Origin of the sequence: Streptomyces callyspongiae (assembly GCF_047200695.1) — a bacterium.
GTDB lineage: Bacteria > Actinomycetota > Actinomycetes > Streptomycetales > Streptomycetaceae > Streptomyces.
In genome coordinates this window covers 55,352-81,868 of record NZ_JBJZOM010000019.1, presented here as the reverse complement: position 1 = coordinate 81,868, position 26,517 = coordinate 55,352, and the positions used below count along the sequence as shown (strand labels likewise).

Genomic DNA, 26,517 nt, shown 5'->3' with positions numbered 1-26,517 from the left:
GGGCCGCGCGTGGCGTGCCGACGGTCGGCCCGCGAGCGGATTTCCGCCGTGGTGGATCCGCGTCCGCCCCGCTCAGAGGCGGGTGCGCGGGAGGAGGGGGACGAGGTTGTTCCAGCGTTGGGTCCGGCAGCCGTCGGAGCGGCTGAAGTCGGCGTTGACGGGGCGCCCGCCCCAGGTGCCCGTCACGTGCGCGGTCGCCGGGCCGCCGTAGACGGTGGTGCACATGCGCCCGGGAGGTACGGGGGCGAAGGGGTCGGGCCGGCCCCAGGACGTCAGCGCGTCCAGCCGTCGGCAGGCTGCTTCGGGCCGGGGGTGGTTGCCGGCGGTGGGGTGGCAGAACAGGTCGAACCGGCCGTCGTGTACGGGGCGGCCGGAGTCGTGGACGGTCACCGTGAGGTGGTCGCGGACGGGTGGGACCGCGGCCTGGGCGGGGGCCGCCGGGGTGTGCACGGCTGCGAGGGCCGCGAGGGCGGCGGCCGCACGGACGGCGGTGCGGCGGGGACGGGGTGCGGGCATGCGGTGCTCCGATGGCGCGCTGGTGTGTCCTCCTGGTCGTGCTGTTCAACGCCCGCGGGCGCTTCGGGTTGCGGTGCGTGCGGCCGGGAGCCGGTCGTGCTGCCGGGGACGTGCCCGTGTGGAAGCCTGGGGAGAGCGGACCGTACCCGCTTCGCGAAAGGAGCCCGCGGTGGACGAGAAGGTGCCGCAGGAGGCGTTGCTGTCGCTGCTGTCCGACCGGAAGCAGGGGGTTCTGGTGACCCTGAAGCGGGACGGACGGCCGCAGCTGTCGAACGTGCTGCACGCCTACGATCCGCAGGAGCGGATCGTGCGGGTCTCGGTGACCGCGGACCGGGCCAAGACCAGGAACCTCGCCCGGGACTCCCGGGCGAGCTACCACGTCTCCACGGCGGACGGCTGGGCCTGGACGGTGGCGGAGGGCGACGCGGAGCTGTCGGAGATGGCGGCGGATCCGTACGACCGGACGGTGGAGGAGCTGGTCGACCTCTACCGGGCGATCTCGGGGGAGCACGCCGATTGGAGCGAGTACCGGGCGGCGATGGTCGACCAGCGCCGCCGGGTGGTGCGTCTGCACGTGCGCCATGCCTACGGGCAGCTGCGGCGCTGAACGGGGAGGTGCCGCCTGCCGGGTGACGGGGCGGCGGGTGCCCGCTCTGCCGCGGGTCCCTGCCGCGTTGCCGGAGGAGACCGGCGGCCCTGGTGTCGGGGGGTATGCACCAGGGCCGCCGGAGTCCGGGAAGGAGGGGACGTACCGTCCCCGGTGACCGCCGCCCCGTCCCTTCCGGAGACGAGCGCTGCCGTGGGGGAGGACGACGCGGTCCCGTCCGGCGACGGGACGGCGGTCGCGTCCTCGTGGCGGGACGCGATGTGGGGGGTGGAGTGTGCCGGACGGGACGGGGGCACCCGTCCGGCTGTCGTGGGGGGCCATGCGGCCCGTCAGATGCCGAGGCCCTTGCTCCGCAGCCAGGCCAGCGGGTCGATCGGGTCGCCGCCGCCCGGCCTGACCTCCAGGTGCAGGTGGGGTCCGGTGGTGTTGCCGGTGGCCCCGACGTTCCCGATGACGTCCTTGGTGGTGACCTGCGTACCGACGGAGACGTTCATCGACGACAGGTGGCAGTACCAGACCTCGGTGCCGTCCTCGAGTTCGAGCACGATCCGGTAGCCGTAACTGCCCGCCCAGCCGGCTTCCTTGACGGTTCCGGCATGGACGGCGGACACGGGGGTGCCGGTGGGGGCGGCGAAGTCCTGGCCGGTGTGGTCGGCCGTCCACATGCTCCCGGCGGCTCCGAAGCCGGAGGTGAGGGTGTAGGAGGTGACCGGTGCCGTGTAGCTGGCGGCCAGACGTGCCAGCCGCTCCTGCTCGGCCTTGCGCGCGGCTTCCTCGGCAGCCTTCCGCTTGCGTTCCTCCTCCGCCTTGCGCGCCGCCTCCGCCTTGTCCGCGGCGGCCTGGGACGCCTGCTGCGCGGCGGCGTTCTCGGCCTCCTCGCGGGCGGTGGCGTCGGCCGCGCTCTGCTGCTGTGCGGCCTGCTCCAGGATGCGGGCCCGCAGCGCGTCGCCCGCATCGGTGTCCGTGGTGGTGTCCGCGCCGGTGTCGGGGGCGACCGCGGTGACGGACGTCAGCGGCGCCGGGGACGCGACCGTGGCGGTGCCGTTCTCGTCGCCGCCGTCCGGGACGAGGCCGGCGAGACGGTCGGGCAGCTCGCCGGCGACGGACCCGGCGAGGGAGTCGAGGTCGGGCACGGACATGGCCGCGGGCCGCTCCTTCGCTCCCGCCATGCCGCCCGCTCCGACCGCGGCGATCATGCCGACCCCCAGCACCGCTCCGCTGCGGGCCATGCCGCCGCGCTGCTTCGCCACGCGGTGCCGGCCGCGCACCGGGCGCACGGACTCGGCGGTCGGATTCCACTCGCCGTAGGACCCGTCGTCCTCGGGGCCGTAGGCCCAGTCGGACGCGTCCGCGGCGTTGCCCTCGGCGTAGGGAGGCAGTCCCGTCAGTGTGTCGTCGGAGCCGCCGGTGCTGCCGCCGGTCGGGACGACCTGCGGGAAGGACGTGGTGGGGCCGGTGTGGCCGTACAGGCGCGCGGGCCCGTAGGCCTCGGGTGCTCCGCCGGCCTCGGGGGCGAATCTGGTGGACGCCACGAGGGCGCTCTCCTTTCCTTCCTTCGCGCCTACCGGGTTAGCTGACGGGTTCGGAGCAGGAAGGTCTCCTACGTCGGGCCCCGGCTGGGGCCGTTCGATTCACCCCGGAGTTGGTGGTTCCCCGGCTCCCTCGATGCTTCATCCGCACGATGCGTCCGCGCGGTGAAACACGTGAAGGATTAGGCGACAGTGCACGGAGCCGCCTGGTGTGACGGCAGTGACGACCGCGCTGCGTTATCGAACGTTAATAGACCTGGCTCGGCGATTCCAAGCCCGTCCGTCGATTTTGCCGATGCTTTGACGGGGACGCTTGACTCATCGGACGCCATTACGGACACGCCGACACCTGGCGTCAGCGTGCCGGCTCCGAGGGTGATCACAGATCCGTCACGTCGTGCACCCATGAGGAGGCGTCACTTCCGCCCGTGCGGCGCCTCGCGCACCGGGCGGTCCGGCCGGGTCGGTGGCACGGCCGTGCGTCACAGGATGCGCACGCGCTCCCAGGCCGGGCCGCCCGACGCCGCCCCGGAATCCGGCAGTTGGGCGGTGGACGTCTCGCCGCCGCGGCCCGGGGACGCCCCGCCGCTCCCGGCAGCGCGGTCCGACCGGCTCCCCTCTCCGTACCCCCAGCCGTCGGGACGGCCCTCGCCGCCGCCGTCGCCGTACCCGGAGACGTGCGGCTGGGTGCCCGACTGCACGACGGCGGAGAGGTGGCGTGCGGGCCGCCCGTACGCACCGGAGACGTCCCGCGTCCCGGTCTCCTGCGCGGGCACCGCCTCCGCGAAGGAGCCGAAGGCCCCCGGCGCGACGCCGTACGGATGGGGCGCACGATCCTCAGCGGGCCACCGGCCCACCTCGGCCATGCCCGATGCGCCACTGTCGCCCCGGAGTCCGCCGGGAACGGCCCGGCCCGCACGCGCCCACTCGCGCACCAACGACTCGTAGATCGGCGTGGGCGCAGTCCCCTCGGCAGGCGGCGGCGACGGACGGGAAACCGTTTCCCCCGACCACGGCACCGGCGACCACTGCGTGAGCATCACAGCCATGCCGGGACCAACGAGCCACCCCGCCACCGGGTCACCCGCCCGGATCAGCCTGCTCACCCGCACGGGGGCGCCGGGCGGCGGTTCACCCGTCCATCCCGCCGAACCGGGCAGTCCCACGGCCCGGGCAGCACCGTTGCGGCACCGGAGGCCACGAAAAGCGGAACCCGGAACACTGCCACCGACAACGGCCGACGACAGGCGAAACCTGTCGCCGCGGGTTCGACTCGGAAGCGGACTCGGGGCGTCCTTCGAGTACGTCCACGGCGCGACGGCGCGCCACGCCCCGAATGTTTGGAGGTCGTTCATGCGTGCGCATTCCACGGCGCATCCGTCTCGGGCTGCTCGCGGGCTCGCGGGTGCCGCGCTCACCGTTGCGGTTGCAGGCATCACCAGCACGGCCGCGGTCGCGGCCGGCACCGCCGACATCGGGATATCTCCGGGCTCCGCACGTCCCGGGGACACCGTCACGCTCACCACACGGGCCTGCGGTCCGGGCGGCAGCGCGGGTGTCGACGCCGGATCCCTCGACGGCGGAATCATCGGGCTGGAACCGGAGAAGGCCGGCAGCGCCACCGCCCGGGGCACGCTGCGCATCCCCGACGACGCGGGCCCCGGCACCTACACCGTGGGCGGTTCCTGCACCGACGGCAGCGAGGTCACGGGCACGATCCGCGTGAGCGAGGAGCCACCGCGGTCCGGGAAGGACGGCCCGGGCGCGATGCCCGGCGGCGGCAAGGGCGCGGAGCCCCGGAAGCACGAGGACCGTCCCGCCGGGCCCCCGGAGATGTCCGAGCACGACGGGCAGGGGGAGGACGACGGACACGCCCGGCAACGGCACGAGGACGGCCGCTGGGAGGACGGCGGGAAGGACGGCCGCCACGACGGCCGGTGGGACGACCGGCACCACGACGGCCGGTGGGACGACCGGCAGGACGACGGCCGGTGGGAGGACCGCAAGGACTCCCACCACCGGGACGGTTCCGGCCACCACCGCGGCGCGATGCCGCACGGCCGGATGCACACCGGCCTGGGCGGAGGCATCGAGGACGTGAACAGCGCCCAGCTGGCCGGTGGCTCGGCCGCGCTGGCCACTGCCGCGGGCGGCGTGTTCTTCCTGCGCCGCCGGCACCGCGCGCAGCGGCACTGACCGCCGCGGGTGCGGGTGAGTCGCGCACCGCCGCGCGGCGCAGGCCCGCCCGCACCCGCTCCCGCCGCACGGACCCGTGCAGGAGGAGGAACCCGTCGATGCCGCGAACCCGGCAGCGCAGCGTGGGCGTCGAGACATGCGTGGCGACCCTCGCCGCCGCGGCGGCCTGCGCGGGCGTGTGGCTGATCGACCACGGCACGGACGTCACCGCGCCTCCGCAGCCTGCCGCGGAGGCGGCCTTCGGGAGCGAGCCGAGCGCTCCTCCGCGCAACGCGTCCCGGAAAGGGGCCGCATCGCCACGGGACTCGGACGGCAGCGCGGGGAGCGGGGGCGGGCGCGAGGAACCGTCGCGGAGCACCGACGACGGGAAGGTCGCGGCACCGTCGCGGGTGAGCATCCCGACCATCGGCGTGTCGGCACCGCTCACCCGTCTGGACCTGACCGCGGACGGTGCCCTCGAAGCGCCGCCCCCGGATGACGACAACCTCGCCGGGTGGTACGCGGACGGGGTTCCGCCGGGCGCGGTCGGCACGGCCCTCGTCGCCGGTCACGTCGACACCGCGGCCGGGCCGGCCGTCTTCTACGGGCTGGGCGTCCTGGGGAAGGGCGACCAGGTCGAGGTGGTGCGGACCGACGGCTCCACCGCGGTCTTCACGGTGGACGCCGTCGAGGTGTACGAGGGCGACGACTTCCCGGACCGGAAGGTGTACGGTCCGTCGGACCGCCCGGAACTGAGGCTGATCACCTGCGGCGGCAGGTTCGACGAGCAGGCCGACGAGTACACCGGGAACGTGGTCGTCTTCGCCCACCTCACCGAGGTGCGCCCCGCCTCCTGACGCTGCTCTCCGGCGCGCCCGGCGCCCGGCCCCGGGCATCCCGGACCCCGTGAGCACAGCCGCGCGACAACGTCGACGGGATCGGCACAGCACTCTCACAGAACAGTTGTTCCCGTAGGCGGCGCCCGAGCATAACCTCGCCCACGCCATGGATTACTGCCCCCAGTGCCGAAGACATCTCAGCGGCGCCTTCGTCTGCCCGGGGTGCGGAACCCCGGTCGGCCCTTCGCCGCACGGATCCTCGCACCCCCATGGCCCGGCGGGGGCCGCGTCCGCCGTGCCCGCGGCGACCCAGGTCTACCGCGCCAAGCCCTTCCCGCACGACCCGCCGCCCGAGGCCGTGCCCGGACTGCTGGACGCCGCGCCGGCGGATGCCACACCGCCCGCGGGCACCGCGGCCGCGGCCGGCACCGCCCCCGGTACCGAACCGCACGACGGGGCTGCCCCCTACGACGACGCACCGCCCCACGACGACGAGGACGCACCGCCGGAGTCGGGCGGCCGCCGGGGCAGGGCGGGCAACGGCGGCCACCGCGCCCGGCGGGGCCGCAGCAAACGGACGTACCTGCTCGCCGCCTGCCTCGGCGCCCTGCTGCTGGGACTGACCGTCACCGAGCTCGGCTCCCCCGACATCCCCTGGAACGGTCCGCCTTCCGACCGGGAGACGCAGGCGGCCGGTGCGGCGGACACGGCGACGAAGTCTGCGGAGGAATCCTCCGCCCCGGCCTCGCCCACCGAGCCGCCCGACACATCAGCCGTCCCGGCCGACGCGACGGCGAGCGCCGCGTCGAGCGACGAGCCGTCCCCGACGGAGTCGAGCGACTCCGCGTCCGATCCGACCCCTGAAGGCGGTACGGACGCCCCGGAACCCTCCGAGCCGGACGGCGGCGGCCCCACGCAGAGCAGCACGCCCACACCGCCGCCCGACGACTCCGACGGGCGGGACGACCGCCGGCGCTGCTGGCTGATCTTCTGCAGCTGACGCCCGCCGACCGCCGCTGCGGCTGCGGCTGCGGCTGCGGCGCGATCACCCCACCAGGACGCCGGGGTTGAGGATCCCGCGCGGATCGAGGGCGTTCTTCGCCGCGCCCAGCGCCAGCGCGAAGGGCTCGGGCCGCTGCCGGTCGTAACCCTCGCGGTGGTCGCGCCCCACCGCATGGTGATGTGTCACCGTCGCCCGGTGCCGGGCAAGAACCTCGAGGGCCGCCGTCTTGATCGCGTCCCACTGGGCGAGCTCGCTGCCGCGGCGGCCCGCGGCGATCACGGTGAAGTACAGCGCGGCACCGTCCGGATAGACGTGCGTGAGGCGGCAGTTCACCATGCCGCGACCGCCGGTGACCTGCTCGACGGCGGCACCGACGTCGCGGCGCACCGCCTCGTGGAGCGCGACGGCCCGGTCCCAGGTGCACGCCGTCTCGAACGTCTCGGTGAGCGCGCTCATCCGTGCCAGCCCGTCACGGAGGTAGGGCATGCGGAGAAAGGCGGAGCGCCAGGAACCGGCCGCCGCCTCGCCGCCGTCCGCACCGTCCGGCACGCCGCCGTGGTCGCGCGCCGCGCCGACAAGCTCGGCCAGCGTGCCGTCGACGGGGCGGTGCGCGGACTCCACGCCCAGCAGCAGCACACTCTCCCCCCGCCGCGCCACCCCCGAGAGTGCGGCCTCACCGGGGTCCAGCAGGCGGCAGTTGGCCGGATGGAGACCGCTGCGCGCCAGCGTCCGCACGGCCTCCACGGCAGCTGCGAAGCGGGAGAACCGCACCGCCGTCGACGCCTTGTGCCGGGGACGCTCCTGCAGCCGCATCCAGGCCTCGGTGATCACGCCGAGAGCGCCTTCGGAGCCCAGGAACATCCGGTCGGGCGAGGGCCCGGCCCCCGAGGCGGGCAGGCGCCACGACTCGCCGACACCGACCGGGGTGACCACCCGCATCGATTCCACGAAGTCGTCGATGCGCGTGTGCAGCGTCGCGTAGTGGCCGCCCGCGCGGGTCGCGAGCCAGCCACCGAGCGTGGAGAACTCGAAGCTCTGCGGGAAGTGGCGCAGCGTCAGCCCGCTCGGCCGCAACTGCTCCTCCAGGGAAGGGCCGAGAACACCCGCCTGGATCCGCGCCGCTCCGCTGGTGCCGTCGATCTCCAGCACACGGTCCAGGGCCGACAGGTCGAGCGACAGCACACCCGTGTGCCGGACGTCGCCGGACGGCCGGTACTCGGTACCGCCCACGACCGAACTGCCGCCGCCGTAGGGCACCACGGCGACGCCCCGCTCGCCCGCCCAGTCGAGAAGGTCCGCGATCGCGCGCTCCGTCGCCGGATAGGCCACCAGGTCCGGGGCCGCCGCGACCTCGCCGTGCAGGGCGCGGACCACGTCGCGGTACGCCTTGCCGTACGTGTGGCCCGCCCGGTCCGGGGGAGCGTCGGTGACCAGGTGGGCCAGCGCCGCAGGCGGGGACACCCGTGGCGCGGGGAGGTCCAGATCGGTGACGCGCGGTACGGGAAGCGGGCGTTCGGGCAGGCCGGGCAGTTGCGCGCCGAGCGCGACGCACTCCTCGTCCGCCAGCGCCTCGGCCGCCCGTCCCCAGCCCCACCAGGAGCGTCCCCTGTCCGACGGCACCGGTCGCCACCCCCTCCGCGTCGCGCCGACCGTACCGCTTCGTGCTCCGCCGGCACCACGGTCCCGCTTTCCGGTCGCCCCGATCCGTACGGAGCGCCTCAGCCGGGGAGCGCCGCGGCCAGGTAGTCGTCCACGGGCACGTAACCGAGCCGCCGGTACAGGCCGTTGCTGGTGGCGTTGGCCAGATCCGCGAACAGCAGCACCTCGTCCACGTCCGCGTCGAGCCGCACCCGCGTCTCGGCCGCGGTGGCGGCCGCCGCGTAGCCCCGGCCCCGGTGTTCCGCCGGGGTGTAGACGGGGCCGATGCGTACCGTCCCGGCCACCACGGGGCTGCTGCCGGCCATCGCGACGGGTCCCGCACCGTCCTCCCACAGCATCATGCGGCCCTCGGCGATGCGCGCGTCCAACGCGCGGCTGCTCCCGGCCGTGCCGTGACCGATCTCGCGCCGGAAGGCCGCCGACCATTCCACCAGCAGCGGGCGGTCCTCGGTCGTCGCGGGGCGGGCCCGTCCCGGCGGAGCCGGCCGGGGCGGCCGGAGGGTGTGGAGGCGGTACAGCCGCTCCCGGCGGCGTTGCACCATCCGCGACCCGGTGCGGGCCGCGACCGCGGAGGTGTACGCCTCCACCACACGGGCGGGGCCGTGCACGTCCGGAGGTGACGCTCCGGGGCCGCCGCGGTGCCCCGGCCCGTTCGCCGCACGGGAGCCGTCCGCGAGAGCGGCGGGCAGCGCCGCCGCTGCCTCACCGGGCATCACGGACAGCGTCACCGGGTGGGGCGGGGTCCGCAGGCACGCGCCGGTCACCCGGCCGCCGGGCTCGCGCCACCAGCCGAACACCGGTGGCTCGGTGCCGTAGAGGTCGGTGCCCAGGGACGCCAACTGGTGCGTCACCGAGAGCAGGACGGTGTGCCGGTCGGGGCGGTGCGCCAGGAGGGCACCGGCAGCCTCGCGGAAGGTTTCCAGGTCTTCGCCGAGAGTCCACGCCATGCTGCAGCATGGCCCGCCCCGCTGCCCGGTGCATCCGATTTCCGTCCCGGCGTGCCGGTGTCGGTCGGCGATGCCCTCCAGGCCGGTGGCGCGCTCGACGCGCAGGCGCACCAGTACCCGGCCGGGGACGCCGTCGCGGTCGCCGTACTCCTCGGCCCGGTCCGCGCCCAGTAGCGGGCGGCGATCCGGGCGGCCCGGGCCCGCACCCCGGGCAGGTGCTCGCTCAGCTCCGCGATGTTCGCAGGCGCCACCGACAACGGAACGCCGCAGCAGCCCAGGCCGAACCGTGGCCCGGGCTGCTGCGGCAGGTCGCGCGTGAACTCCCGGTGCGGGCCCCTCCTTCGGAGGGGGAGCCTCCGGCCCGGCCGGGCTGCGGGGCCGGAGCGCGCGGCGCTACTTGTCGACGGCGAAGCGCATCAGAGCCTGCTGGTTCCCCTGCTTGATCTTGCCGGTCTCGTTGATGACCTTGAGCTTCCAGCCGTTCGCCGCCCGCATCGCCTTGGCGACGGCGCACCCGTTGTGGTCGGTGAGCAGGCTCGGCCAGATGTCGGCAACCTGCTGACTGTCGCCACCCGTGGCGTCGTACACCTTGAAGCTGATGTTCTGGGCGCGCTGGAAGGCGCTGCCCCTCTTGTACGCAGCGGCGACGAACACGATGGAGGTGATGTTGGACGGAATGCGCTCGAACTCGACGGTCACCGTCTCGTCGTCACCGTCACCGTGCCCGGTCTGGTTGTCCCCGCTGTGCAGCAGGGAGCGGTTGCCGAGCGGGTCGAGGGAGTCCAGTCCGGCCATCCGCACCGGGTCCGGACCCTGCATGGCGATGGCGAGCAGGTCGAGGTCGGTGCCCACCTTTCGACGGAGTTTGCCCAGCACCCCGCCACTGCCTCCCGCGGTCGGGTCCCACGACGCTCCGATGGTCAGGTGCGTCACCCCGTCCAGGTCGGCAGGCTCGTCGTCCTTCGTGAGTGTGATCACGCGTCATCCTCCGTACGGGAAACTCTTGCTGTCCTGCCCTGAGCGCCGTCTCGTGACAACGGTCGCCTACTCCTCCTCGTCACCGCCGTCGTCATCCCCCTCGTCGTCCTCGAAGGCGTCACCGATCTCGTCGATGATCTCGGCAGCGACGTACCCTCCGGCGGCACCCGCGGCGAGACCGACGGCTCCGGCTGCCACGGCGGCCCCCGGTCCGGAGTGGCCCCCCGCGCCGTGAGCGCCGTGGCCGAAGCCTTCCCCGTGCCCGCTGCCGTAGGAGGCGTGCTGGTCGAGGAGTCGACGCACCCAGCCGTCGACCTCCCCGGTCCAGTCGTACTGCCCGACGTCCTGGTGGGTCACGGTGTACCGGCCGAGGGCGTCGTGGCCTTCACCGAAGAGCCCGCCGCGCTTGTCCGCCTCCAGCACCACCTCGACTCCTTGCGAGGCGGCGAGGAAGGTCACTTCGATCTCGTTGCAGGCGTGGGCGTACTGCGGCGGCGGAGTGAGTTCGATCTCCTGGTAGAAGGGCAACTGCTGGCCCGTGCCACGGATGTGGCCCAGTTCCAGGTCGGCGGACTTGAACGCGAAACCGAGCCGTCCCAGCGCCTCGAGCACCGCCTCCTGCGCGGGAAGCGGTGGGACGACGAGTGCGTCGAGATCGCTCTTGTCCGACGCGCCGGCGACTCCGAGTTCCGTGCGCACGCCGAGCTCCACGCCGAGGGACTGGCCGTGGAGCTGGGTGATCGGCGTCTCCCAGGGCAGCACGACCGAGAACGGGAGGGCGCGCTCCTCGCCCTCGGCGAGGCGGAAGCCGCCGCCCACGACGAAGTGTTCGAACGCGACGACGCCCTCCGCCTCGCCGTGCTCGTACTCCGCCTCCACCCGGGCGACGAGCTCCAGGCGGACCTCCTCGATCTCGTGCTGCGCGCTGCCGCCCTTGAGGAAGACCTGGCCCTGGAGGGCAGCACCGGGTGCGGCACCTCCCTGGAGCACCGTGTCCACCTGTGGCCCGCCCACGCCGAGCGAACCGAGCAGTCTCTTGAAGACCATGGGGCTGTACCGCCTCCTGTTTCGATCTGTCAGGGATCGTACGGCTCCGGGGCACGGGCGAGGTCGAACGCCGGCTTCCGCCGCCCTCCGCACTCCCGGAACGGCCGTCGTCACCGAACCGCGGAAAAGAGCGCTCCCCCGAAGGAACCCCCGTCCGAAAAGCGCTTCCGACGGTGAACGTCGGCAAGCACAACGCAGTTCCTGCCCGAGGGTAGAGGACCGGGAAGACCGGCCTCAGCCGTTGCGCCATTCCGTCGGGGTCGACGCCGCGTGGCGCTGCGCTCCGAGCACCACTCCGGCCTCCGCGCTGCCGGGTGCTCCCGCCGTTCGCGGTTCCCCGGAACGGCGGGAGCACCCGGCAGACCGCCTCGGCGCCCCGAACGCCGCGAAGCCCAGGCCACGTAGCACGTGACCTGGGCTTCTGCGGTAGGTCGTGTGGGACTCGAACCCACAACCAATGGATTAAAAGTCCACTGCTCTGCCAATTGAGCTAACGACCCGCCCCCGCAGCATAGCCCGGCGGCGGGCCGAAATTCTAAGGCGTGCCCCGTGCGGGGTGCTCGACATGCTGCGGGCCGTCTCCGCGGTCGTCAGCCGTTGCGCTTCCAGCGGGGCTTGTCGGTGCGGCGGTCGGAGGACCGGGCGCCGGAGTTGCCGCGGTGGAAGGAGCCGCCACCCCGGTGGTCGCCACGGTGGTCGTCGCGGCGACCGTACGGGCGGCGGTCGTCACGGCGGTCACGGTTGTGCGGACGGCGCTCGTCGCGGCGGTCGTCACGCTTGAACGGACGCCGGTCGTCACGACGGTCGCGGTGGTGCGGGCGACGGTCGTCGCGGCGGTCGTCACGCTTGAACGGACGCCGGTCGTCACGACGGTCCTCCCGCCGGTCGTCACGACGGTAGGGGCGTCCCTCGCCCCGGCCGCCCCGGTTGTCGCCGTTGCGCTCCTCGCGCTTGCGCTCGCGCCGCTCCTCCCGGCGCCGCTCCTCGGCGGCGCGTGCCCGGGCCTCCGCCTCGGCCTCCGCAGCCGCCTCCGCGGCCCGCATCTCGGCGACCGCGGCCACGGCCGCCTCCGGGTCGTCGCCGCGCTCGCGGGCGGCACGTGCCGTCAGCCGGTCGGCCTCCTCCCGCAGTTCGGAGGCGCGGCGCTGCGCGTCCTCCAGACGGCGGGTCAGGTCACGGACCTCACGCTCGGCCTGCTTGGCCGAGTTGGACGCGGACTCCGCCTGCACCTCGGTCAGCGAACGGGCACCGGTGATGCCGGCGACCTCGTCGTCGAACACGTCGCCGCGGCCGATGATGTGGCGGGAGGCGTCCACACCTGCGTCCTCCATGAGCCGGAAGATCTGCCGCCGCTGGTGCGGCAGCGCCAGCGAGACGACGGTGCCGGACTCGCCGGCACGCGCCGTGCGGCCGGAGCGGTGCAGGTAGTCCTTGTGGTCGCCGGCCGGGTCGACGTTGAGGACGAGGTCGATGCCGTCGACGTGGATGCCGCGCGCCGCGACGTCCGTCGCGACCAGCGTGTTGGCCTTGCCCTCCTTGAAGTCGGCCAGGGTGCGGGTGCGGGCGCCCTGCGTCATCCCGCCGTGCAGGGCGTCGGCGCGCACCCCGGCCTCCCGGAGCTGCTCGGCGACGCGGTCCGCTCCGAGCTGGGTGCGGACGAAGATGATGGTGCGGCCCTTGCGGGCGGCGATCGCCGCCGTGACGGGCTGCTTGTCGCGCGGCTTCACGACGAGCACGTGGTGGGTCATCGTGCTCACCGCGCCCTGGGCGGCGTCCACCTGATGACTCACGGGGTCGACCAGGTAGCGGTCGACGAGAGTGCTGATCTCCTTCTCCAGGGTGGCGGAGAAGAGCATCCGCTGGCCGCCGTCGGGGACGAGATCCAGCAGCTCGGTGACCTCGGGCAGGAAGCCCAGGTCGGCCATCTGGTCGGCCTCGTCGAGGACCGTGATCTCGACGTTGTCGAGCGAGCAGGCGCCCCGGTTGATCAGGTCGCGGAGGCGGCCCGGCGTGGCGACGAGGATGTCGACACCGCGCTCCAGGGCGTGGATCTGGTTGCCCATCGAGGTGCCGCCGCAGACCACCTTGAACTTGAGGCCGAGCGTGTCCCCGTACGGCTGCAGCGCATCGGAGACCTGCATGGCCAGCTCACGCGTCGGGGTCAGGATCACACCGCGCGGGCGCTTCTTCTGCGTACGGCCGCCGACCAGGCGTGCCAGGAGCGGCAGGCCGAACGACAGGGTCTTGCCGGAGCCGGTACGGCCACGGCCGAGGATGTCCTTCCCGGACAGGGCGTCCGGGATGGTCGCGGCCTGGATGGGGAACGGCGTGGTGACGCCGTTCTGGGCGAGCTTGCGCACGACCTGCTCGGGCAGGCCCAGGCCGTCGAAGGTGACGGTCTCCGGGGACTGCCCGCCGGGTGCGGACGGGTCCGCGGTCGGGTCTTCGGGCAGGACGGCGTCAGGGGTGGAAACGGGCGCAGACATGCGTCAGTGAACCTCTCGGAGTCATGGCACGCGCCCACAACTCCGTGTTCGGCACACTCGACCGCCTCGGTGCGGTCAGCCACGGTGAGAAAAGGGACGCGCCACACGGCGCGTTCTGTGGTGGCGCCGGGGGGAAATGGGATCAAACGATCTGCCAGCATACGCACCGCCGCCACCAGGGTGCAAACCAGGTGCGTGCGGGCCGCCGGTTCACCGGGTGTGCGCCCAGGCCGGTGCTCCCGCGGCCGACTGGTCGTCGGGCGCCGGCGTGGCGGAGGGCGGGGCGTCGGACGCCGACGGCTCGGGTGCACCGGACGAGGCGGGCGGATCCTGCGGGGAAGTCGGATCCTGCGGGGAGGCGGAGACGTCGGGGCTGCGGCCCGGGGCCGTGGGCGACGGGCCGGGGTCGGCCTCGGGCTCGCCCGCGGCGTCGCCGGAGTCCGGGGGCTGCTCGGCACCGGGGCCTGGACGGGCAGCTCCGTCCCCCGCCCCCGCCGCGTGGTCCGGCCCCCGCTGCGGCCGGTTGCCCTGCCGGTCCTCCCCCGCCTTCTCCGGCGCACCCCCGCGGGCGTCGCCCGGAGAGCGGCCGTCCGCCTCGCGGCTCCCGGACGGTCCGGCCGTCCCGTCGGCACCACCGCTGCTGCCTGCGGGGTTCTTCTCGCCACTCGCGCCCGAGCGGTCGCCGGACGGAACGTCGCCCTTCCCGGCGGGACCCGCGTCCGCGCACCCACTCGCCGCGGTGAGCAGCAGCGCGCAGGCGGCCAGACGGAGCGGGGCGGATCGGGCTGCGCGGCGGACCGCGGCACGCTGGGGCACGGGGAGCCTCCCGGGTGTGGGTGTGGGGGATGCGTGCCCTGTGCAACGGCCCGCACCGCCTCGGGACACGACAGGGCCGCCGTTCGGCGCAGCTGTGCCACTCCTGTGCACCGCGGCGCGGTCAGCCGAGGAGGTCCCGGGTGAGGGTGAGCGTCAACGAGACCGCCGCGAAACCGGCCACGACGGAGGCCACGACATTGGCCGCCGCGAAGGCGCCACGTCCGCGTTCGGCGAGCCGCAGCGTCTCGAAGGAGAAGGTGGAGTACGTCGTGAGTGCCCCGCACAGGCCCGTACCGAGCAGCGCCCGCACCCCGGAACCCGCCGCCCCGGCGAGTACGGCGCCCGCCACGACGCCGAGCAGCAGCGAGCCGAGCACGTTGACGGTGAACGTGCCCCACGGAAAGTCCGATTCGTGCCGGCTCTGCACCGCTCTGTCGAGGAGGTAGCGCAGCGGCGCGCCCACCGCACCGCCCACGGCGACCAACAGCCACGTCATGGTCGTTCCCCTTCCGCGGCGAGGGGACCGCGCCGGACCAGGTTGCGGACGCCCCGCGTGGTGAGAGCCACCGCGACGAGCGCGGCGGCGGGCATGCCCGCCAGGTAGGCGAAGGCCGTGGCCGCGTGACCCTCCTCCAGCAGACGGGCTGCGCCGAGTGCGTAGCTGGAGAAGGTGGTGAACCCGCCCAGCACTCCCACACCGAGGAACGGCCGGGCCAGGGAGTGACGCATCAGGGCCCGCACGCGCCCCGGCCCCGGCGGAATCTCGGTCACCAGCACCGTCACCGCACCGATGAGGGCGCACCCGGCCGCGTTGGCCGAGAAGACGCCCCACGGGAAGTACCGTCCCGGCGCAGGGAACGCGGAGGTCACGCCGTGGCGGGCCAGCGCACCGAGCGCGCCGCCGCAGGCCACGGCCGCCAGGACGTGCCACAGGCGGTGGCCGAGGGTCTCCGCACGCTGCTGCGGGAGATGGAGGTCGACATCGGGGTCGACGGGTTCCTCGTCACCGGGATCGACGGCGCCGTCCGCCCCGTGGCCGCGCACCCGCCCACTCACCCGTAGCCCAGCGCGTGGAGGCGTTCGTCGTCGATGCCGAAGTGGTGCGCGATCTCGTGCACGACGGTCACCTCCACCTCCTCGACCATCAGGGCGCGGTCGCCGCCCTCGGACTCCACCAGCCGGACGGTGGGCCCACGGTAGACGGTGATCCGATCCGGCAGCACTCCCGCGTACCACTCGCCGCGCTCGGTCAGGGGCGTGCCCTCGTACAGGCCGAGGAGGTCCGGGTCGTGTGCGGGCGGCTCGTCCTCGACGAAGACCGCCACGTTGTCCATGAGCCTGGTCAGCTCGGACGGAATCCGGTCGAGCGCCTCCGCCACCAGTTCCTCGAAGTCCTCGCGGGTCATCTCCAGCACGGGGCCATTGTCGTGCACCGGGGCCCCGCGGCGACACCTGCGGCAGCCTGCGTCTCCCCGCGCACGGGGCCGGCGGCACGGTCCGCCCGCCGGACACGTCCCGCGAGTCGGCACCTCTCCTGCCCTGCGGGGGTATCGCCCGGCACGCACCGAGTGGTGTTGAATGCCCGTGTTCCACATGAATCTCCCACGTCTGGGCAGAGGGGACTCCATGGCCGCACGCGAGGCACGGCACCGCCCGGACCCTTCACCTCCGCCACCGCGCACGGTCCTGTCCCGTACGGCGGGGACGCTGCGCCGCACGGCGGCGCGGGTCCGCCGGGGCCGGGAGGCCCGCCGTGGACGGCGGCAGCAGTTCCCGCCCGCGATACCGGCCGCTCCCGGGGCCGGCAACCGCTGGCAGCGGGCGGCGGGCCTGGCCGCGGTGACCCTGCTGGGGGCCTGGCTGGGTCTGCTGGTGGTGGGGAACGTCCGCGCGCCCGTCGGCCCGATGGACACCACCATGACCCTGCGCCCGTCACTCGGCGGCGGCACGAAGATCAACGTGTCGCCGCTCGGCTCCCTGGAGCTGCAGAGCCATCGCGCGCCACTGCGTCTCGACGTGAACGTCGACCAACTGGACCCGGTGCGGTCGACTGCGCTGGTCAGCCACCCCGAACGGATCCAGGGGCTGGAGGGCGCCATCGTCCGTGACGTGCAGCAGGGCACCTCCGACGTCGTGCTGCGCTCGGGCGTGGCGGTGCTGACCGGCGCCACGGCGCTCGGACTGGTCGTCTACCGCAGGCCCCGCCGGGCACTCGCCGCGGGCGGACTGGCGCTGGTGCTGCTCGCCGCGTCCGGGGCCACGGCGTGGGCGACATGGAACCCCAAGTCGGTCCTCGAACCGAAGTTCTCCGGACTGCTGGCGAGCGCGCCCTCAGTGGTCGGCAGCGCCCGGAGCATCGTCACGGACTTCGGCGCCTATCAGGAAGAGCTGGCCCGGCTGGTCACGAACGTCACCAAGCTCTACGACGCGACCTCGACCCTGCCCGCGTACCAGCCGTCGCCCTCCACCACCCGCGTGCTGCACGTCGCCGACATCCACCTGAACCCGATCGCGTGGAGCGTGATCCGCTCGCTGGTGGAGCAGTACGACATCGACGTGATCATCGACGCGGGCGACACCATGGACCACGGCACGGCCGCCGAGAACCGCTTCCTGGAGACCGTCCCGAACCTGGGCGCGCCGTACGTGTGGGTGCGGGGCAACCACGACTCGATCGAGACGCAGAAGGCCATGTCCGGACTCGGCGAGAACGTGTACGTGCTGGACAACGGCGTGCCGGTGACCGTTGCGGGCCTGCGGATCGCCGGGATGGGCGACCCGCAGTTCACCCCGGACCGGTCGGTGGTGCCGGCCGGCGACCCGTCGGAACGGGCGGCCGGGCGCGAACTGGCGTTCTCGCTGCGGACGCAGCGGGCCCAGGGCAACCCGGTGGACATCGCGGTGATGCACAACCCGGTGGGGGTCGAGGAGACGGACGGGACGGTACCGCTCGCCCTGGCCGGGCACATCCACGAGCGCAGCAACGAGACCCTCGCGAAAGGCACCCGGCTCATGGTCGAAGGTACGACGGGCGGTGGCGGCCTGCGGGCCGTCGAGGACGACGAACCGCAGAAGGTGCAGGCCTCGGTGCTGTACCTGGACCAGAGGACCGGGCGGCTGCAGGCCTGGGACTCGATCACGCTCGGCGGCCTGGGACTCACGAAGGCCGAGGTCAGCCGCCACCTCCCGGGCGACGTGCAGCCGCGGGGGCCCAGCACCGCGCCGACGTCTCCCTCTCCTTCCTCTCCGGCTCCCTCCGGCACACCGCCGGACGGGCAGAGCCCCACGGCGCCGTCCCCCGGGACTCCCGGCTCGCCGGACTCTCCGGGGCTGCCGCCGAGTCCGCGGGAGTCGGCCCGATGAGGTCCCGCGGGGCCGGTCGGCGCCGGGAGCGTGCCTCCACCCCGCCGTTTTGGCGTTCCGTCCCGCCATCCCATATGCTTCTCACGTCCCCGACGCGCTGCAAAGCGCCCAGGTGGGCCATCAGCCCTCATCGTCTAGTGGCCCAGGACGCCGCCCTTTCAAGGCGGTAGCACGGGTTCGAATCCCGTTGGGGGCACGCACCACCTGTGCGAGACTTGTCTCGCAATGCACGACCTTGGTCCTGTGGAGCAGTTTGGAGTGCTCGCCACCCTGTCAAGGTGGAGGCCGCGGGTTCAAATCCCGTCAGGACCGCTGTGGCTGGGTAGCTCAGTTGGTACGAGCGTCCGCCTGAAAAGCGGAAGGTCGCCGGTTCGACCCCGGCCCCAGCCACACCGCGTGAACAGGAGAAACGCCCCGATGGGAAACCGTCGGGGCGTTTCTCTTTGCCCGTTTACGCCAACCGGTACGCCGAGGGACGGCTCCGCACACGTCGGACGTCTGCGGGAGTGGTCGGGCGCTCACCGGGCAGGTGGACCACTGAGCAGTGAGACGTGTCGGGCGCCGGACGGAGGAAGTCATGCTCACCCCGCAACGCCTGGACGACTCCGGGGCGCGTGGGCGCGCGGCCGACTCCTACGTCTGGTACGCCTCGTTCGGCTCGAACATGCACCGGGCCCGGCTGGAGTGCTACCTCTCGGGCGGGCGGCCCGCGGGCGGTGCGCGCACCTACCCCGGCTGCCGGGACGCCCGGGCGCCGATGCGCGCGCTGCCGGTGATGCTTCCCGGCGTGGTGTACTTCGCCACCGAGTCGCCGGTCTGGACCGGCGGTTGCGCTTTCTACGACCCTGCCGCGACGCCGGGCGAGGCGCCGGCCCGGGCCTATCTGGTGCGCCGTTCGCAGTTCTCGGACATCGCCGCCCAGGAGATGCACCGCAGCCCCGGAGAGGATCTCGACCTGGAGCGGGTGGAAGCCCTCGGACGGGTCGTGATCGGTCACGGACGCTACGAGACCCTGGTCTGCCCCGGAACCCTGGACGGCTACCCCGTCCTGACGTTCACCTCGTCGTGGGCCTACGGCGACGTCCCCGGCAATCCGCCGTCGGCGGCCTACCTGCGGCACCTGGCCGCCGGGCTGATGACCGGCCACGGCTGGGACGCGGAGCGCACCGCGGCGTATCTGGCGGGCTGTCCGGGGGCCGCGGGCCTGTGGACGCCGGACGCCGTGTGCGCGCTCATCACGGACGGGGTGGGCGCGGGCCCGCGCTGAGGGCGCCCGGAATCGCACAAGGGCGGCGCTGAGCGGCGCGGCGGGCCCAGGGGCGTCATCCGAGGGCCGGAGCGGAACCTCGCGGAGGTCCCGCGTTGCCGCGTCGCACAGAGTGGTGGCCCCGTTGCACACGTGGCACGCCGGAATCCGTGGGAACTCTGTGGGCACTCGCGCGCGGAGGAATTGCACGCATGACGGCCGATGGCGGGCGAAGCAGTCGGCCGTACCGCGGGGAGACGGCACAACGGCATCACCTGACTCCGGCGGGTGATGCGGCGGAAAGCGGGTGGCTGGCGTGGAGGAACCGGTCGTGGTGGGGGTGGACGGCTCGCCCTCGAGCATGGATGCGGTGTCGGTGGCCGCTGGCGAAGCTCGACTGCGCGGGTGCGGACTGAAGGTGGTCCACGCGTTCATCTGGCCCGTGATGCACGTGCCGCTCGGCCCGTCTCCGCTCGGCCCCGCTGAGGGCGGGTTGCGGAACATTGCGGAGCGGCTGGTGGCCGACGCGGTGGATCGCGCACGTTCCGTGGCGCCCGAAGTTCCCGTCACCGGTGCCCTGGTGACGGGCGAGGCACTGACAGTGCTGGAACATCGGTCGCAGACGGCTTGTCTGGTGGTGGTCGGCAGCCGGGGGCTGGGCGGTTTCCTGGGCCTTCTGCTGGGGTCGACAGCGGTGCATCTGGCCGCCCACGGCCGCTGCCCCGTCATGGTGGTCCGGGGACGGGGCAGTGGGGCGGGCCCGGTCCTGCTGGGGCTCGACCGTTCGGACGCCGGCCGTGGAGCGGTCGGGTTTGCTTTCGAGGAGGCCGCCCTGCGCGGCACGCGCCTCGTGGCGCTGGAAGCGGGCGAGAGGCGTCCGGCTGCCGCATCGCTCGCCGGACGGCAGGAGAGGTATCCGGATGTCCCGGTCGAGCACACCGTGGTACAGGGTGGTGCTCGCGAGGAGCTGATCGCCGCGAGTGCGGAGGCGGGACTGGTCGTGGTCGGAGCCCGGGGCCGCGGCGGGTTCACCGGTCTGCTCCTGGGGTCGGTCAGTCAGGCCGTCCTTCATCATGCCCGGTGCCCGGTCGTCGTGGTGCGGGGACCCGGTGTCCGGCGGTGAGGCCTCGGGGCCTCGCGCCGGCCGCCCGGCGGCCGGCGCGCACCACCACGGGCTTCCCGCCCACGAGGCGGTGTTGCTGTGGGAGAGCGATGCCGATCGCGGCCTCGGCGGCGAGGAAGCCGCCGAGCGACTCGAGCGCTTCGGCCGCAATGTTCTGCCCGCGAGGTCGAGCGGCGGTCTGCTGCGGCGGGTTCTGCGACAGTTCCACCACCCGCTTGTCCACGTCCTGGTCATCGCGGGCGTGATCACTGCGGCGTTGCGTGAATACCTCGACTCGACGGTGATCTTCGGCGTGGTGCTGGTGAACGCGTTGATCGGCTTCGTGCAGGAGTCGAGGGCCGAAGCCGCGCTGGAGGGTCTGCGTGCGATGGTGCGCACGACCGCCACGGTGGTGCGGGACGGGCGCAGGCGCCGGGTCCCGTCAGCCGATCTGGTGCCCGGCGACTTGGTGATGGTCGAGGCAGGCGTCAAGGTGCCTGCCGATGTGCGACTGCTCCGGGCGGCGGAGTTGCGCACGGACGAGTCGTCGTTGACGGGGGAATCGGTACCCGTGCCGAAGGACGAGGTGGTGCTGGACCCGAGGACTCCGGTCGCCGATCGGCGCAACATGCTGCATTCGGGGACACTGGTGACAGCCGGGCGTGGGGCGGGGATCGTGGTCGCGACCGGGCCGGAGACCGAACTGGGGCAGATCCATCGCCTGGTGGGGGCCGCAGAGACGCTGGCAACGCCGCTCACCGCCAAACTTGCCGCCTTCAGCAGGGTTCTGACAGTAGTCATCCTTGCGCTGGCCGCGGTGACCTTCGCGGCGGGCGTGGTACGCGGCCAGGAGGCGGTGCGGACGTTCACGGCTGCTGTGGCACTGGCCGTGGGAGCGATCCCCGAGGGGCTTCCCGCGGCGGTCACCATCACCTTGGCGATCGGTGTCGCCCGCATGGCCGGACGCAGAGCGGTGGTCCGCAGGATGCCCGCCGTGGAGACGCTCGGCAGCACCACGGTCATCTGCGCGGACAAGACCGGTACGCTCACCGAGAATCAGATGACGGTGCGCTCGGTCTGGACACCGGACGCCGTCTTCGACGTCACCGGCGTCGGCTACGCCCCCGACGGTGCACTGCACGCCCGCGACGGCACTGTGGTCTCCGCCGGTACGAGCCAGGCGCTGTGGTGGTGCCTGCTGGCGGGTGCCGCCTGCAACGATGCTGTCCTCACCCGCAGGGACGGCGGGTGGGACCTGGTGGGTGATCCCACCGAGGCTGCGATGCGTGTGGTGGCGGGCAAGGGCGGCATGGGCACGGCCGACGTGTCCGAACGCCGCCCCCGGGTGGACACGGTTCCGTTCAGTTCCGAGCGGCAGTTCATGGCTACCCTGCACAGGGAAGCCGGCGGGGGCCACCTGGTGCTGGCCAAGGGCGCTGTCGAGCGGATCCTCGACCTGTGCACGGGACAGATGGGGGTCGACGGCGGTATACGTCCGCTGGACCGCGGCACGATTGCGGCAGCCGTCGAGGACCTGGCCTCCGACGGTCTGCGGGTGCTGGCCACGGCGGCCCTGCCGTCCGCGGCTCCGGATGCGTTCGCCGCGCGGCCTCTTCCCCGCTCCCTGGTCTTCACGGGCCTGCAGGCCATGCTCGACCCGCCCCGTCCGGCCGCGACCGCCGCGGTCCGCGCCTGCCGCTCCGCCGGGATCGCCGTCAAGATGATCACGGGCGATCATGCGGTCACTGCGTCCGCCGTCGCCGACCGGATCGGCCTGCTGGAGCAGCCCGGCCCGGGCAAGGGGGAGGTACTGACAGGGGCCGAACTCACGGCACTGTCCGACCACGCGTATCCCGGTGCGGTGGACGGGGCCCGTGTCTTCGCCCGTGTCTCGCCCGAGCAGAAACTCCACCTGGTGCAGGCTCTGCAGGCACGCGGGCAGATCGTCACCATGACCGGTGACGGGGTCAACGACGCTCCTGCCCTGCGTCAGGCCGATATCGGCGTCGCCATGGGACGCTCCGGCACCCAGGTCGCCGAGGACGCCGCCGACATGGTGCTGACCGATGACGACTTCGCCACCATCGAGGCCGCGGTGGAGGAGGGGCGCGGCGTCTTCGACAATCTCACCAAGTTCATCGTGTGGACGCTTCCCACCAATATGGGCGAAGGGCTCGTCGTTCTGGCCGCCATCCTGTTCGGCGCCACGCTGCCGATCCTGCCCGCGCAGATCCTGTGGATCAACATGACCACAGCCGTCGCGCTCGGCCTGATGCTCGCGTTCGAACCGAAAGAGGCCGGGGTAATGGTTCGGCCGCCCCGTGACCCGGCCCGCCCTCTGCTCACCGGCGCACTCGTCGTACGCGTCCTGCTGGTCTCCGCCCTGCTCGTCGCCGGCTCCTGGTGGCTCTTCACCTGGGAACGCGACACCGGGGCGACCTTGCCCGAGGCACGCACCGCCGCGGTGAATCTGTTCGTCGCGGTCGAACTGTTCTATGTGTTCAGTTGCCGCTCGCTGACCCGGTCCGCGTGGCGTCTCGGTCCGTTCGGGAACCGCTGGATCATCGGCGGAATCCTTGCCCAAACGGCGGGGCAGCTCGCCCTCACCTACCTCCCGGCCATGAACCATCTCTTCCGCACCGCACCCATCAGCGGCGGTGCCTGGCTGAGAATCTTCGCCCTGGCCGCCCTCGCCACCCTCGTGGTGGCTCTCGACAAGCGTCTGCGACACCACTTCGTCTGACCCGGATTCCCCGGCGGGAGTGCGCGCCGACCCGGACACCTTCGTGGTTGCCCCGAACAGGTGGTCCCGGACCGGGACCGCCGGGCGATGCGTCGCACCGTGGCAGGCATCACCTCACGCACACGTCTGCCGCCTCCGCCGCCACCCGGGAAACGGACCATGAGTGATCTGGTGTTCGCCCTCGTCGTCGTGGGGGTGTGGGTCGCGATCGGGCTCATCACCGCCTGGTGGATGGCTCGCCGGGGCTACCACCACTGGGGGTGGCTCGTGATGGGCGCCGTGTTCGGGCCTTTCCTCGCCCTCGCCGCCGGCGAGCGGGTCCAGCTCCACCAGGTCGGGCCGCTCGCCCGGATGGAGGTCGGTGCGCGGGGGCCGGGCGGCCTGCGGGTGCTGGTGGGGGTGGACGGCTCCGAGACGTCGCAGGCCGCACTGGACCTGGCCGTCGAGCTGCTGGGGCCGTACGCGGAGGCCCTCGTCGCGGCGGAGGTGGTGGGTTACGACGCGGCCGAGGACGCACGGGCACCCAGCACCACCGCGGCCAGGAACCGCCTGGGGGCGGTCGCCGAGCGCAGCGGCGGGCGGGTGACGGAGTGCGACATCCTCTCGGGGCCACCGGCACAGGCGCTGACGGCCTATGCGGAGGAGCAGCACATGGACCTCGTCGTGGTCGGCAGCCACGGGAGAGGTCTGTCCCGTCGGCTGCTCGGCGACGTCGCCCGGGCACTGGTGCGTCAGCGCACCGTGCCGGTGCTGGTGGTCGGCGGGCGCGGGGACGCGGCTCCGGGGTGAGCCCGGGAGCGAGGCGCCACGCGGGAGGTCAGACCACGTCGGTAGTGCGCGGCATCCCGCCCGTGGTCGTGGTCACGTCGATGACCGAGAACTGCGCGCCCTGCGGGTCGCCGAGGGCGGCGAACCGGCCGAACGGCGTGTCCATCGGGCCGAACTGCAGGGTTCCGCCCCGTTCGGTCGCGCGCGCCACCGCGGCGTCGCAGTCCGGGACGGTGAAGTACACGTTCAGGTAGGCCGGGACGGAGGGCGGGAAGACGTCCTCGGTCATGTGCATCCGGCCCAGGACGGGCTCGTCGTCGAGGGTGAAGACGTTGAAGTCGTAGGAGCTGTCCTCGATGTGTTTCACCCCGTACCGGAACACTCCGGGGAAGAACGCGTCGGCCTTGGCGGGCTGCCGGGTGAAGACCTCGGCCCAGCAGTAGGCGCCGGGGACACCGGCGGCCTCGAAGCCGTGGTGCGTGCCCGCCTGCCAGACGCCGAACACGACGCCGCCCGGGTCGCGGGCCAGCACCATCGAACCGAAGTCGCCCACTTCCATGGGCTCGATGATCACCTCGCCCCCGCCGGCACGGACGCGCTGGGCGGTGGCGGCGGCGTCGGGCGACGCCAGGTACAGGCACCAGGCCGCTTCGCCGCCCTCCATGCCGGGCATGGTGGGCGACACGGCGGCCACGGCCTTCCCGTCGGCGTACGCCTGCGTGTAGTTGCCGAACCGCGTATCGGGTTCGGCGAAGGTCCATCCCAGGACGTCGCCGTAGAACCGCTTCGCGGCGTCGACGTCGCGGAACATCGCGTCGGCCCAGCAGGGCATGCCTTCGGCTCGTACCGCCATCGCTCCAGCGCCTTCCGTCATGCGGGCCCCTCCGATCACGCTAGCCGCCGGGCTGCGGTGCTGCACTCCGGCCGGCAGGAGTGTGCCGCACGGCGGCGAGGACGTCGCGCTCTCCCGTTCCCGCAGGCCCTCCGCAGAGCGGACCGCACCGCCACATGTGCTTCTTCACCGTGTTGCCGATGCAGGTGCCGACGGCGAACATGACAGAGGGGATACCGCCCATGACGGGCGAATCACTTTGGGCAGGTGAGGCTCATGACCGCCGGACACAACTCCCGCGCTGGTAAACAGCCCTCGCGTACAGGGCGCACCTGGTTTCCACGGTGGCGGTTCTTCACCTGGGGTGATCCTCGCCTTCAACCTGATCATGCTGATCTTGGTCATCGCGGGTGCCAACTCCGGGCCGGACTGCAGCGGCAAGACGGGAAACGCCCTGACCAACTGCCAGGCCGGAGAGGTCGGTACAGGAATCGGGGTAAGCCTTCTCATCCTGCTGTGGGCCCTGGGGGACATCATCCTCGGCGTCATCTGGCTGATCACCAAGCCTGCCAAGCGGGAATGTCCCGCCTGCGGCAACAGCGTGCGCAAGGGAGTCATGCAGTGCCGTTCGTGCGGGTTCGACTTTCGTCACCTGCTCCCGGGGAACGCCTCCGGAGGGCCGGAGCAGCCCCCGGGTGAGGGCTGGGGCCGCTGAAGCCGACCCCGGTCCTCACGCGTCGGGTCGTCCACCGGGGTGGCGGTGGCGCCAGGCCCAGAAGACCGCCGAGGAGGCGACGGCCCATGCCGCGAGGGCGGCGTAGGGCTGGAGGTAGAGGCTGCCGGGGAAGTACACGGCCGTGTGCTGCGCGTTCACCGAGGCTCCCGGCGGCAGCCAGCGACCGATCACGCCGAACGGGGAGGGGAGCAGCGGCCAGGAGACGGCCCCGCCGGAGGAGGGGTTGCCGAGCAGCACCATGACGCCCCAGGTGGGGAGGACCGCCCACCGGCCGACGAGCGTCTGGAACATGGTGAAGACCATGCCGGCGGTGAACATGGTGAGCGCCAGGATCAGCCAGGAGTGGGCGAAGGGCAGGTCGATCGCGCCCAGCAGCCAGTCGACCACGGCGGCGATGGCGAAGCCGCCGAGGACGGCGTAGACCGCGGTGAACACGGTGCGCTCGAGGGGTTCGAGGCGAGCGGCGTGGATGCTCAGCTGGATGGCGCCGAGGAAGCCGATGATCACTGCGGCGAGTGAGATGTAGAAGAGGGTGAGGCCCCGCGGGTCACCCCGTTGCAGCGGCTTGATGTCCACGACGACGACGGGGACGCCGGCCTCCTTCCCGACCCGTGGCGCGGCCTGCCGCAGCACTTCGGCGACCGTGGCGCCGGCGGCGCTCGCCACGTCGAGTTCCACGCCTCTCGCCCGGGAGAGGCGGATGACGGCGAACACCTCCTGTGCCTCGACGGCCTGCCGGGCCGCCGCGTAGGTGGCGTAGCGCCGGAGTGCGAGGGAGGAGTCGAGCCGGCGCTCCATGCCGCGGACGAAGTCCGTGCGGCGGCCGCGGTCGTCCGCCGCGCCGACGACCGCGGTGGGGATGTGGCGCGGGGTGGGGTCGGCCAGGGCGTAGGTGTAGGAGCCGGCGAACATGCCGGCGACCGCGGCGACGAGCAGGGTGATCACGACGGCGGGCAGGAACGGCGACTCCCGGAACGCGGTCCAGGAGCGGTGCGGGGCTTCCTTCGGTGCGGCGCTCACGGCCCTCACCGTAAACGGGAGGAAAGGTGCATCGCGGCATCGAGCGGGTGCCGGTGGTGCCGGGAAATGATTCGCCAGGCCGCTGAGCGAGGTGCGATCCTGGGA

Annotated in this window: 25 protein-coding genes, 4 tRNA genes and 1 riboswitch; of the genes, 14 read left to right on the top strand and 15 right to left on the bottom strand. The window is 73.1% G+C overall.

Annotation, left to right across the window (positions count from 1 at the left end):
- Positions 1-72: 72 nt before the first annotated feature.
- Positions 73-516 (bottom strand): SSI family serine proteinase inhibitor, encoded by a 444-nt coding sequence (locus tag ACL06G_RS18310; RefSeq protein ID WP_412836336.1) that lies wholly within the window; start codon positions 514-516, stop codon positions 73-75.
- 169 nt (positions 517-685) lie between these two features.
- On the opposite strand from ACL06G_RS18310, the gene ACL06G_RS18305 reads away from it, so the two are divergent.
- On the top strand, positions 686-1,123 hold the full coding sequence (locus ACL06G_RS18305) for a PPOX class F420-dependent oxidoreductase (RefSeq protein ID WP_412787189.1): 438 nt from the start codon (positions 686-688) through the stop codon (positions 1,121-1,123).
- Between the two features lie 329 nt (positions 1,124-1,452).
- Here the strand turns inward: ACL06G_RS18305 and ACL06G_RS18300 are convergent, their stop codons facing one another.
- Entirely contained in the window at positions 1,453-2,655 is a 1,203-nt protein-coding gene (locus ACL06G_RS18300; RefSeq protein ID WP_412836335.1) for a M23 family metallopeptidase, read from the bottom strand.
- A 12-nt stretch (positions 2,656-2,667) separates the two neighbouring features.
- Positions 2,668-2,825: riboswitch (cyclic di-AMP (ydaO/yuaA leader) on the bottom strand.
- Between the two features lie 309 nt (positions 2,826-3,134).
- Complete coding sequence (locus ACL06G_RS18295; protein WP_412836334.1) at positions 3,135-3,701, bottom strand: hypothetical protein; 567 nt, start codon at positions 3,699-3,701, stop codon at positions 3,135-3,137.
- A 304-nt stretch (positions 3,702-4,005) separates the two neighbouring features.
- Here ACL06G_RS18295 and ACL06G_RS18290 point away from each other — a divergent pair, with 304 nt between their 5' ends.
- The 3 genes from ACL06G_RS18290 to ACL06G_RS18280 all read left to right on the top strand — a co-directional run bounded on the left by ACL06G_RS18290 (position 4,006) and on the right by ACL06G_RS18280 (position 6,666).
- The gene (locus tag ACL06G_RS18290) at positions 4,006-4,848 is read left to right on the top strand and encodes a hypothetical protein (RefSeq protein WP_412836333.1); all 843 of its coding nucleotides are present in this window, start codon (positions 4,006-4,008) and stop codon (positions 4,846-4,848) included.
- Between the two features lie 98 nt (positions 4,849-4,946).
- Positions 4,947-5,684 carry a class F sortase gene (locus ACL06G_RS18285; protein WP_412787185.1) on the top strand — a complete coding sequence of 246 codons (738 nt, stop codon included), beginning with the start codon at positions 4,947-4,949 and terminating at the stop codon, positions 5,682-5,684.
- A gap of 148 nt (positions 5,685-5,832) precedes the next feature.
- The gene (locus ACL06G_RS18280) at positions 5,833-6,666 is read left to right on the top strand and encodes an SCO2400 family protein (protein ID WP_503167833.1); all 834 of its coding nucleotides are present in this window, start codon (positions 5,833-5,835) and stop codon (positions 6,664-6,666) included.
- A 45-nt stretch (positions 6,667-6,711) separates the two neighbouring features.
- On the opposite strand, the gene ACL06G_RS18275 is transcribed toward ACL06G_RS18280, so the two are convergent.
- Positions 6,712-8,289, bottom strand: a complete 1,578-nt coding sequence (locus ACL06G_RS18275; RefSeq protein WP_412787183.1) for an FAD-binding oxidoreductase — start codon at positions 8,287-8,289, stop codon at positions 6,712-6,714.
- A gap of 98 nt (positions 8,290-8,387) precedes the next feature.
- Positions 8,388-9,275 (bottom strand): GNAT family N-acetyltransferase, encoded by an 888-nt coding sequence (locus ACL06G_RS18270; protein WP_412787182.1) that lies wholly within the window; start codon positions 9,273-9,275, stop codon positions 8,388-8,390.
- A 51-nt stretch (positions 9,276-9,326) separates the two neighbouring features.
- Here ACL06G_RS18270 and ACL06G_RS18265 point away from each other — a divergent pair, with 51 nt between their 5' ends.
- Positions 9,327-9,449 (top strand): hypothetical protein, encoded by a 123-nt coding sequence (locus ACL06G_RS18265; RefSeq protein ID WP_412836332.1) that lies wholly within the window; start codon positions 9,327-9,329, stop codon positions 9,447-9,449.
- Between the two features lie 219 nt (positions 9,450-9,668).
- Here the strand turns inward: ACL06G_RS18265 and ACL06G_RS18260 are convergent, their stop codons facing one another.
- From ACL06G_RS18260 to ACL06G_RS18225, 8 genes are all read right to left on the bottom strand, one after another.
- Entirely contained in the window at positions 9,669-10,253 is a 585-nt protein-coding gene (locus tag ACL06G_RS18260; protein WP_412787180.1) for a TerD family protein, read from the bottom strand.
- A gap of 66 nt (positions 10,254-10,319) precedes the next feature.
- A complete protein-coding gene (locus tag ACL06G_RS18255; RefSeq protein ID WP_412787179.1) occupies positions 10,320-11,300 on the bottom strand; it encodes a sporulation protein in 981 nt (326 codons plus the stop codon).
- A gap of 427 nt (positions 11,301-11,727) precedes the next feature.
- Positions 11,728-11,800: transfer RNA gene (locus tag ACL06G_RS18250), tRNA-Lys, on the bottom strand.
- Between the two features lie 90 nt (positions 11,801-11,890).
- A complete protein-coding gene (locus ACL06G_RS18245; protein ID WP_412836331.1) occupies positions 11,891-13,786 on the bottom strand; it encodes a DEAD/DEAH box helicase in 1,896 nt (631 codons plus the stop codon).
- Positions 13,787-13,996: 210 nt separating this feature from the next.
- Positions 13,997-14,602 carry a hypothetical protein gene (locus ACL06G_RS18240; protein ID WP_412787177.1) on the bottom strand — a complete coding sequence of 202 codons (606 nt, stop codon included), beginning with the start codon at positions 14,600-14,602 and terminating at the stop codon, positions 13,997-13,999.
- 121 nt (positions 14,603-14,723) lie between these two features.
- Positions 14,724-15,098, bottom strand: a complete 375-nt coding sequence (crcB, locus tag ACL06G_RS18235; protein ID WP_412787176.1) for a fluoride efflux transporter CrcB — start codon at positions 15,096-15,098, stop codon at positions 14,724-14,726.
- On the bottom strand, positions 15,095-15,646 hold the full coding sequence (locus ACL06G_RS18230) for a fluoride efflux transporter FluC (RefSeq protein WP_412836330.1): 552 nt from the start codon (positions 15,644-15,646) through the stop codon (positions 15,095-15,097). The genes crcB and ACL06G_RS18230 overlap by 4 nt, the downstream gene beginning before the upstream one ends.
- A gap of 8 nt (positions 15,647-15,654) precedes the next feature.
- Complete coding sequence (locus ACL06G_RS18225; protein WP_412787174.1) at positions 15,655-16,017, bottom strand: metallopeptidase family protein; 363 nt, start codon at positions 16,015-16,017, stop codon at positions 15,655-15,657.
- Positions 16,018-16,228: 211 nt separating this feature from the next.
- On the opposite strand from ACL06G_RS18225, the gene ACL06G_RS18220 reads away from it, so the two are divergent.
- The 8 genes from ACL06G_RS18220 (at position 16,229) to ACL06G_RS18185 (ending at position 23,845) form a co-directional block, all read left to right on the top strand.
- Positions 16,229-17,965 (top strand): metallophosphoesterase family protein, encoded by a 1,737-nt coding sequence (locus ACL06G_RS18220; protein ID WP_412787173.1) that lies wholly within the window; start codon positions 16,229-16,231, stop codon positions 17,963-17,965.
- A 123-nt stretch (positions 17,966-18,088) separates the two neighbouring features.
- Positions 18,089-18,161: transfer RNA gene (locus tag ACL06G_RS18215), tRNA-Glu, on the top strand.
- A gap of 41 nt (positions 18,162-18,202) precedes the next feature.
- Positions 18,203-18,277, top strand: a tRNA-Asp gene (locus ACL06G_RS18210).
- A gap of 4 nt (positions 18,278-18,281) precedes the next feature.
- Positions 18,282-18,355, top strand: a tRNA-Phe gene (locus ACL06G_RS18205).
- A gap of 187 nt (positions 18,356-18,542) precedes the next feature.
- On the top strand, positions 18,543-19,232 hold the full coding sequence (locus ACL06G_RS18200) for a histone deacetylase (protein ID WP_412787172.1): 690 nt from the start codon (positions 18,543-18,545) through the stop codon (positions 19,230-19,232).
- A 295-nt stretch (positions 19,233-19,527) separates the two neighbouring features.
- Positions 19,528-20,334: a universal stress protein gene (locus ACL06G_RS18195; protein ID WP_412787171.1), complete on the top strand. Its 807-nt coding sequence runs from the start codon at positions 19,528-19,530 to the stop codon at positions 20,332-20,334.
- The gene (locus ACL06G_RS18190; protein WP_412836329.1) at positions 20,321-23,056 is read left to right on the top strand and encodes an HAD-IC family P-type ATPase; all 2,736 of its coding nucleotides are present in this window, start codon (positions 20,321-20,323) and stop codon (positions 23,054-23,056) included. Before ACL06G_RS18195 ends, ACL06G_RS18190 begins: the two co-directional genes overlap by 14 nt.
- Before the next feature lie 159 nt (positions 23,057-23,215).
- Positions 23,216-23,845: a universal stress protein gene (locus ACL06G_RS18185; protein ID WP_412836328.1), complete on the top strand. Its 630-nt coding sequence runs from the start codon at positions 23,216-23,218 to the stop codon at positions 23,843-23,845.
- A 28-nt stretch (positions 23,846-23,873) separates the two neighbouring features.
- Here ACL06G_RS18185 and ACL06G_RS18180 read toward each other — a convergent pair whose 3' ends face one another.
- The gene (locus ACL06G_RS18180) at positions 23,874-24,677 is read right to left on the bottom strand and encodes a VOC family protein (protein ID WP_412836345.1); all 804 of its coding nucleotides are present in this window, start codon (positions 24,675-24,677) and stop codon (positions 23,874-23,876) included.
- A 367-nt stretch (positions 24,678-25,044) separates the two neighbouring features.
- On the opposite strand from ACL06G_RS18180, the gene ACL06G_RS18175 reads away from it, so the two are divergent.
- Complete coding sequence (locus tag ACL06G_RS18175) at positions 25,045-25,371, top strand: hypothetical protein (protein ID WP_412836327.1); 327 nt, start codon at positions 25,045-25,047, stop codon at positions 25,369-25,371.
- Between the two features lie 15 nt (positions 25,372-25,386).
- On the opposite strand, the gene ACL06G_RS18170 is transcribed toward ACL06G_RS18175, so the two are convergent.
- Positions 25,387-26,412, bottom strand: coding sequence for an ABC-2 transporter permease (locus ACL06G_RS18170; protein ID WP_412787168.1), 1,026 nt, complete (start codon positions 26,410-26,412; stop codon positions 25,387-25,389).
- Positions 26,413-26,517 lie beyond the last annotated feature (105 nt).

What these genes read in the sequence shown, in the direction of transcription:
- ACL06G_RS18310 (WP_412836336.1), bottom strand. Translation starts at nt 516, where the DNA reads ATGCCCGCACCCCGTCCCCGCCGCACCGCCGTCCGTGCGGCCGCCGCC.
- ACL06G_RS18295 (WP_412836334.1), bottom strand. Translation starts at nt 3,701, where the DNA reads ATGGCTGTGATGCTCACGCAGTGGTCGCCGGTGCCGTGGTCGGGGGAA.
- ACL06G_RS18290 (WP_412836333.1), top strand. Translation starts at nt 4,006, where the DNA reads ATGCGTGCGCATTCCACGGCGCATCCGTCTCGGGCTGCTCGCGGGCTC.
- ACL06G_RS18285 (WP_412787185.1), top strand. Translation starts at nt 4,947, where the DNA reads ATGCCGCGAACCCGGCAGCGCAGCGTGGGCGTCGAGACATGCGTGGCG.
- ACL06G_RS18280 (WP_503167833.1), top strand. Translation starts at nt 5,833, where the DNA reads ATGGATTACTGCCCCCAGTGCCGAAGACATCTCAGCGGCGCCTTCGTC.
- ACL06G_RS18270 (WP_412787182.1), bottom strand. Translation starts at nt 9,275, where the DNA reads ATGGCGTGGACTCTCGGCGAAGACCTGGAAACCTTCCGCGAGGCTGCC.
- ACL06G_RS18255 (WP_412787179.1), bottom strand. Translation starts at nt 11,300, where the DNA reads ATGGTCTTCAAGAGACTGCTCGGTTCGCTCGGCGTGGGCGGGCCACAG.
- ACL06G_RS18245 (WP_412836331.1), bottom strand. Translation starts at nt 13,786, where the DNA reads ATGTCTGCGCCCGTTTCCACCCCTGACGCCGTCCTGCCCGAAGACCCG.
- crcB (WP_412787176.1), bottom strand. Translation starts at nt 15,098, where the DNA reads ATGACGTGGCTGTTGGTCGCCGTGGGCGGTGCGGTGGGCGCGCCGCTG.
- ACL06G_RS18220 (WP_412787173.1), top strand. Translation starts at nt 16,229, where the DNA reads ATGGCCGCACGCGAGGCACGGCACCGCCCGGACCCTTCACCTCCGCCA.
- ACL06G_RS18200 (WP_412787172.1), top strand. Translation starts at nt 18,543, where the DNA reads ATGCTCACCCCGCAACGCCTGGACGACTCCGGGGCGCGTGGGCGCGCG.
- ACL06G_RS18185 (WP_412836328.1), top strand. Translation starts at nt 23,216, where the DNA reads ATGAGTGATCTGGTGTTCGCCCTCGTCGTCGTGGGGGTGTGGGTCGCG.
- ACL06G_RS18180 (WP_412836345.1), bottom strand. Translation starts at nt 24,677, where the DNA reads ATGGCGGTACGAGCCGAAGGCATGCCCTGCTGGGCCGACGCGATGTTC.
- ACL06G_RS18175 (WP_412836327.1), top strand. Translation starts at nt 25,045, where the DNA reads ATGCTGATCTTGGTCATCGCGGGTGCCAACTCCGGGCCGGACTGCAGC.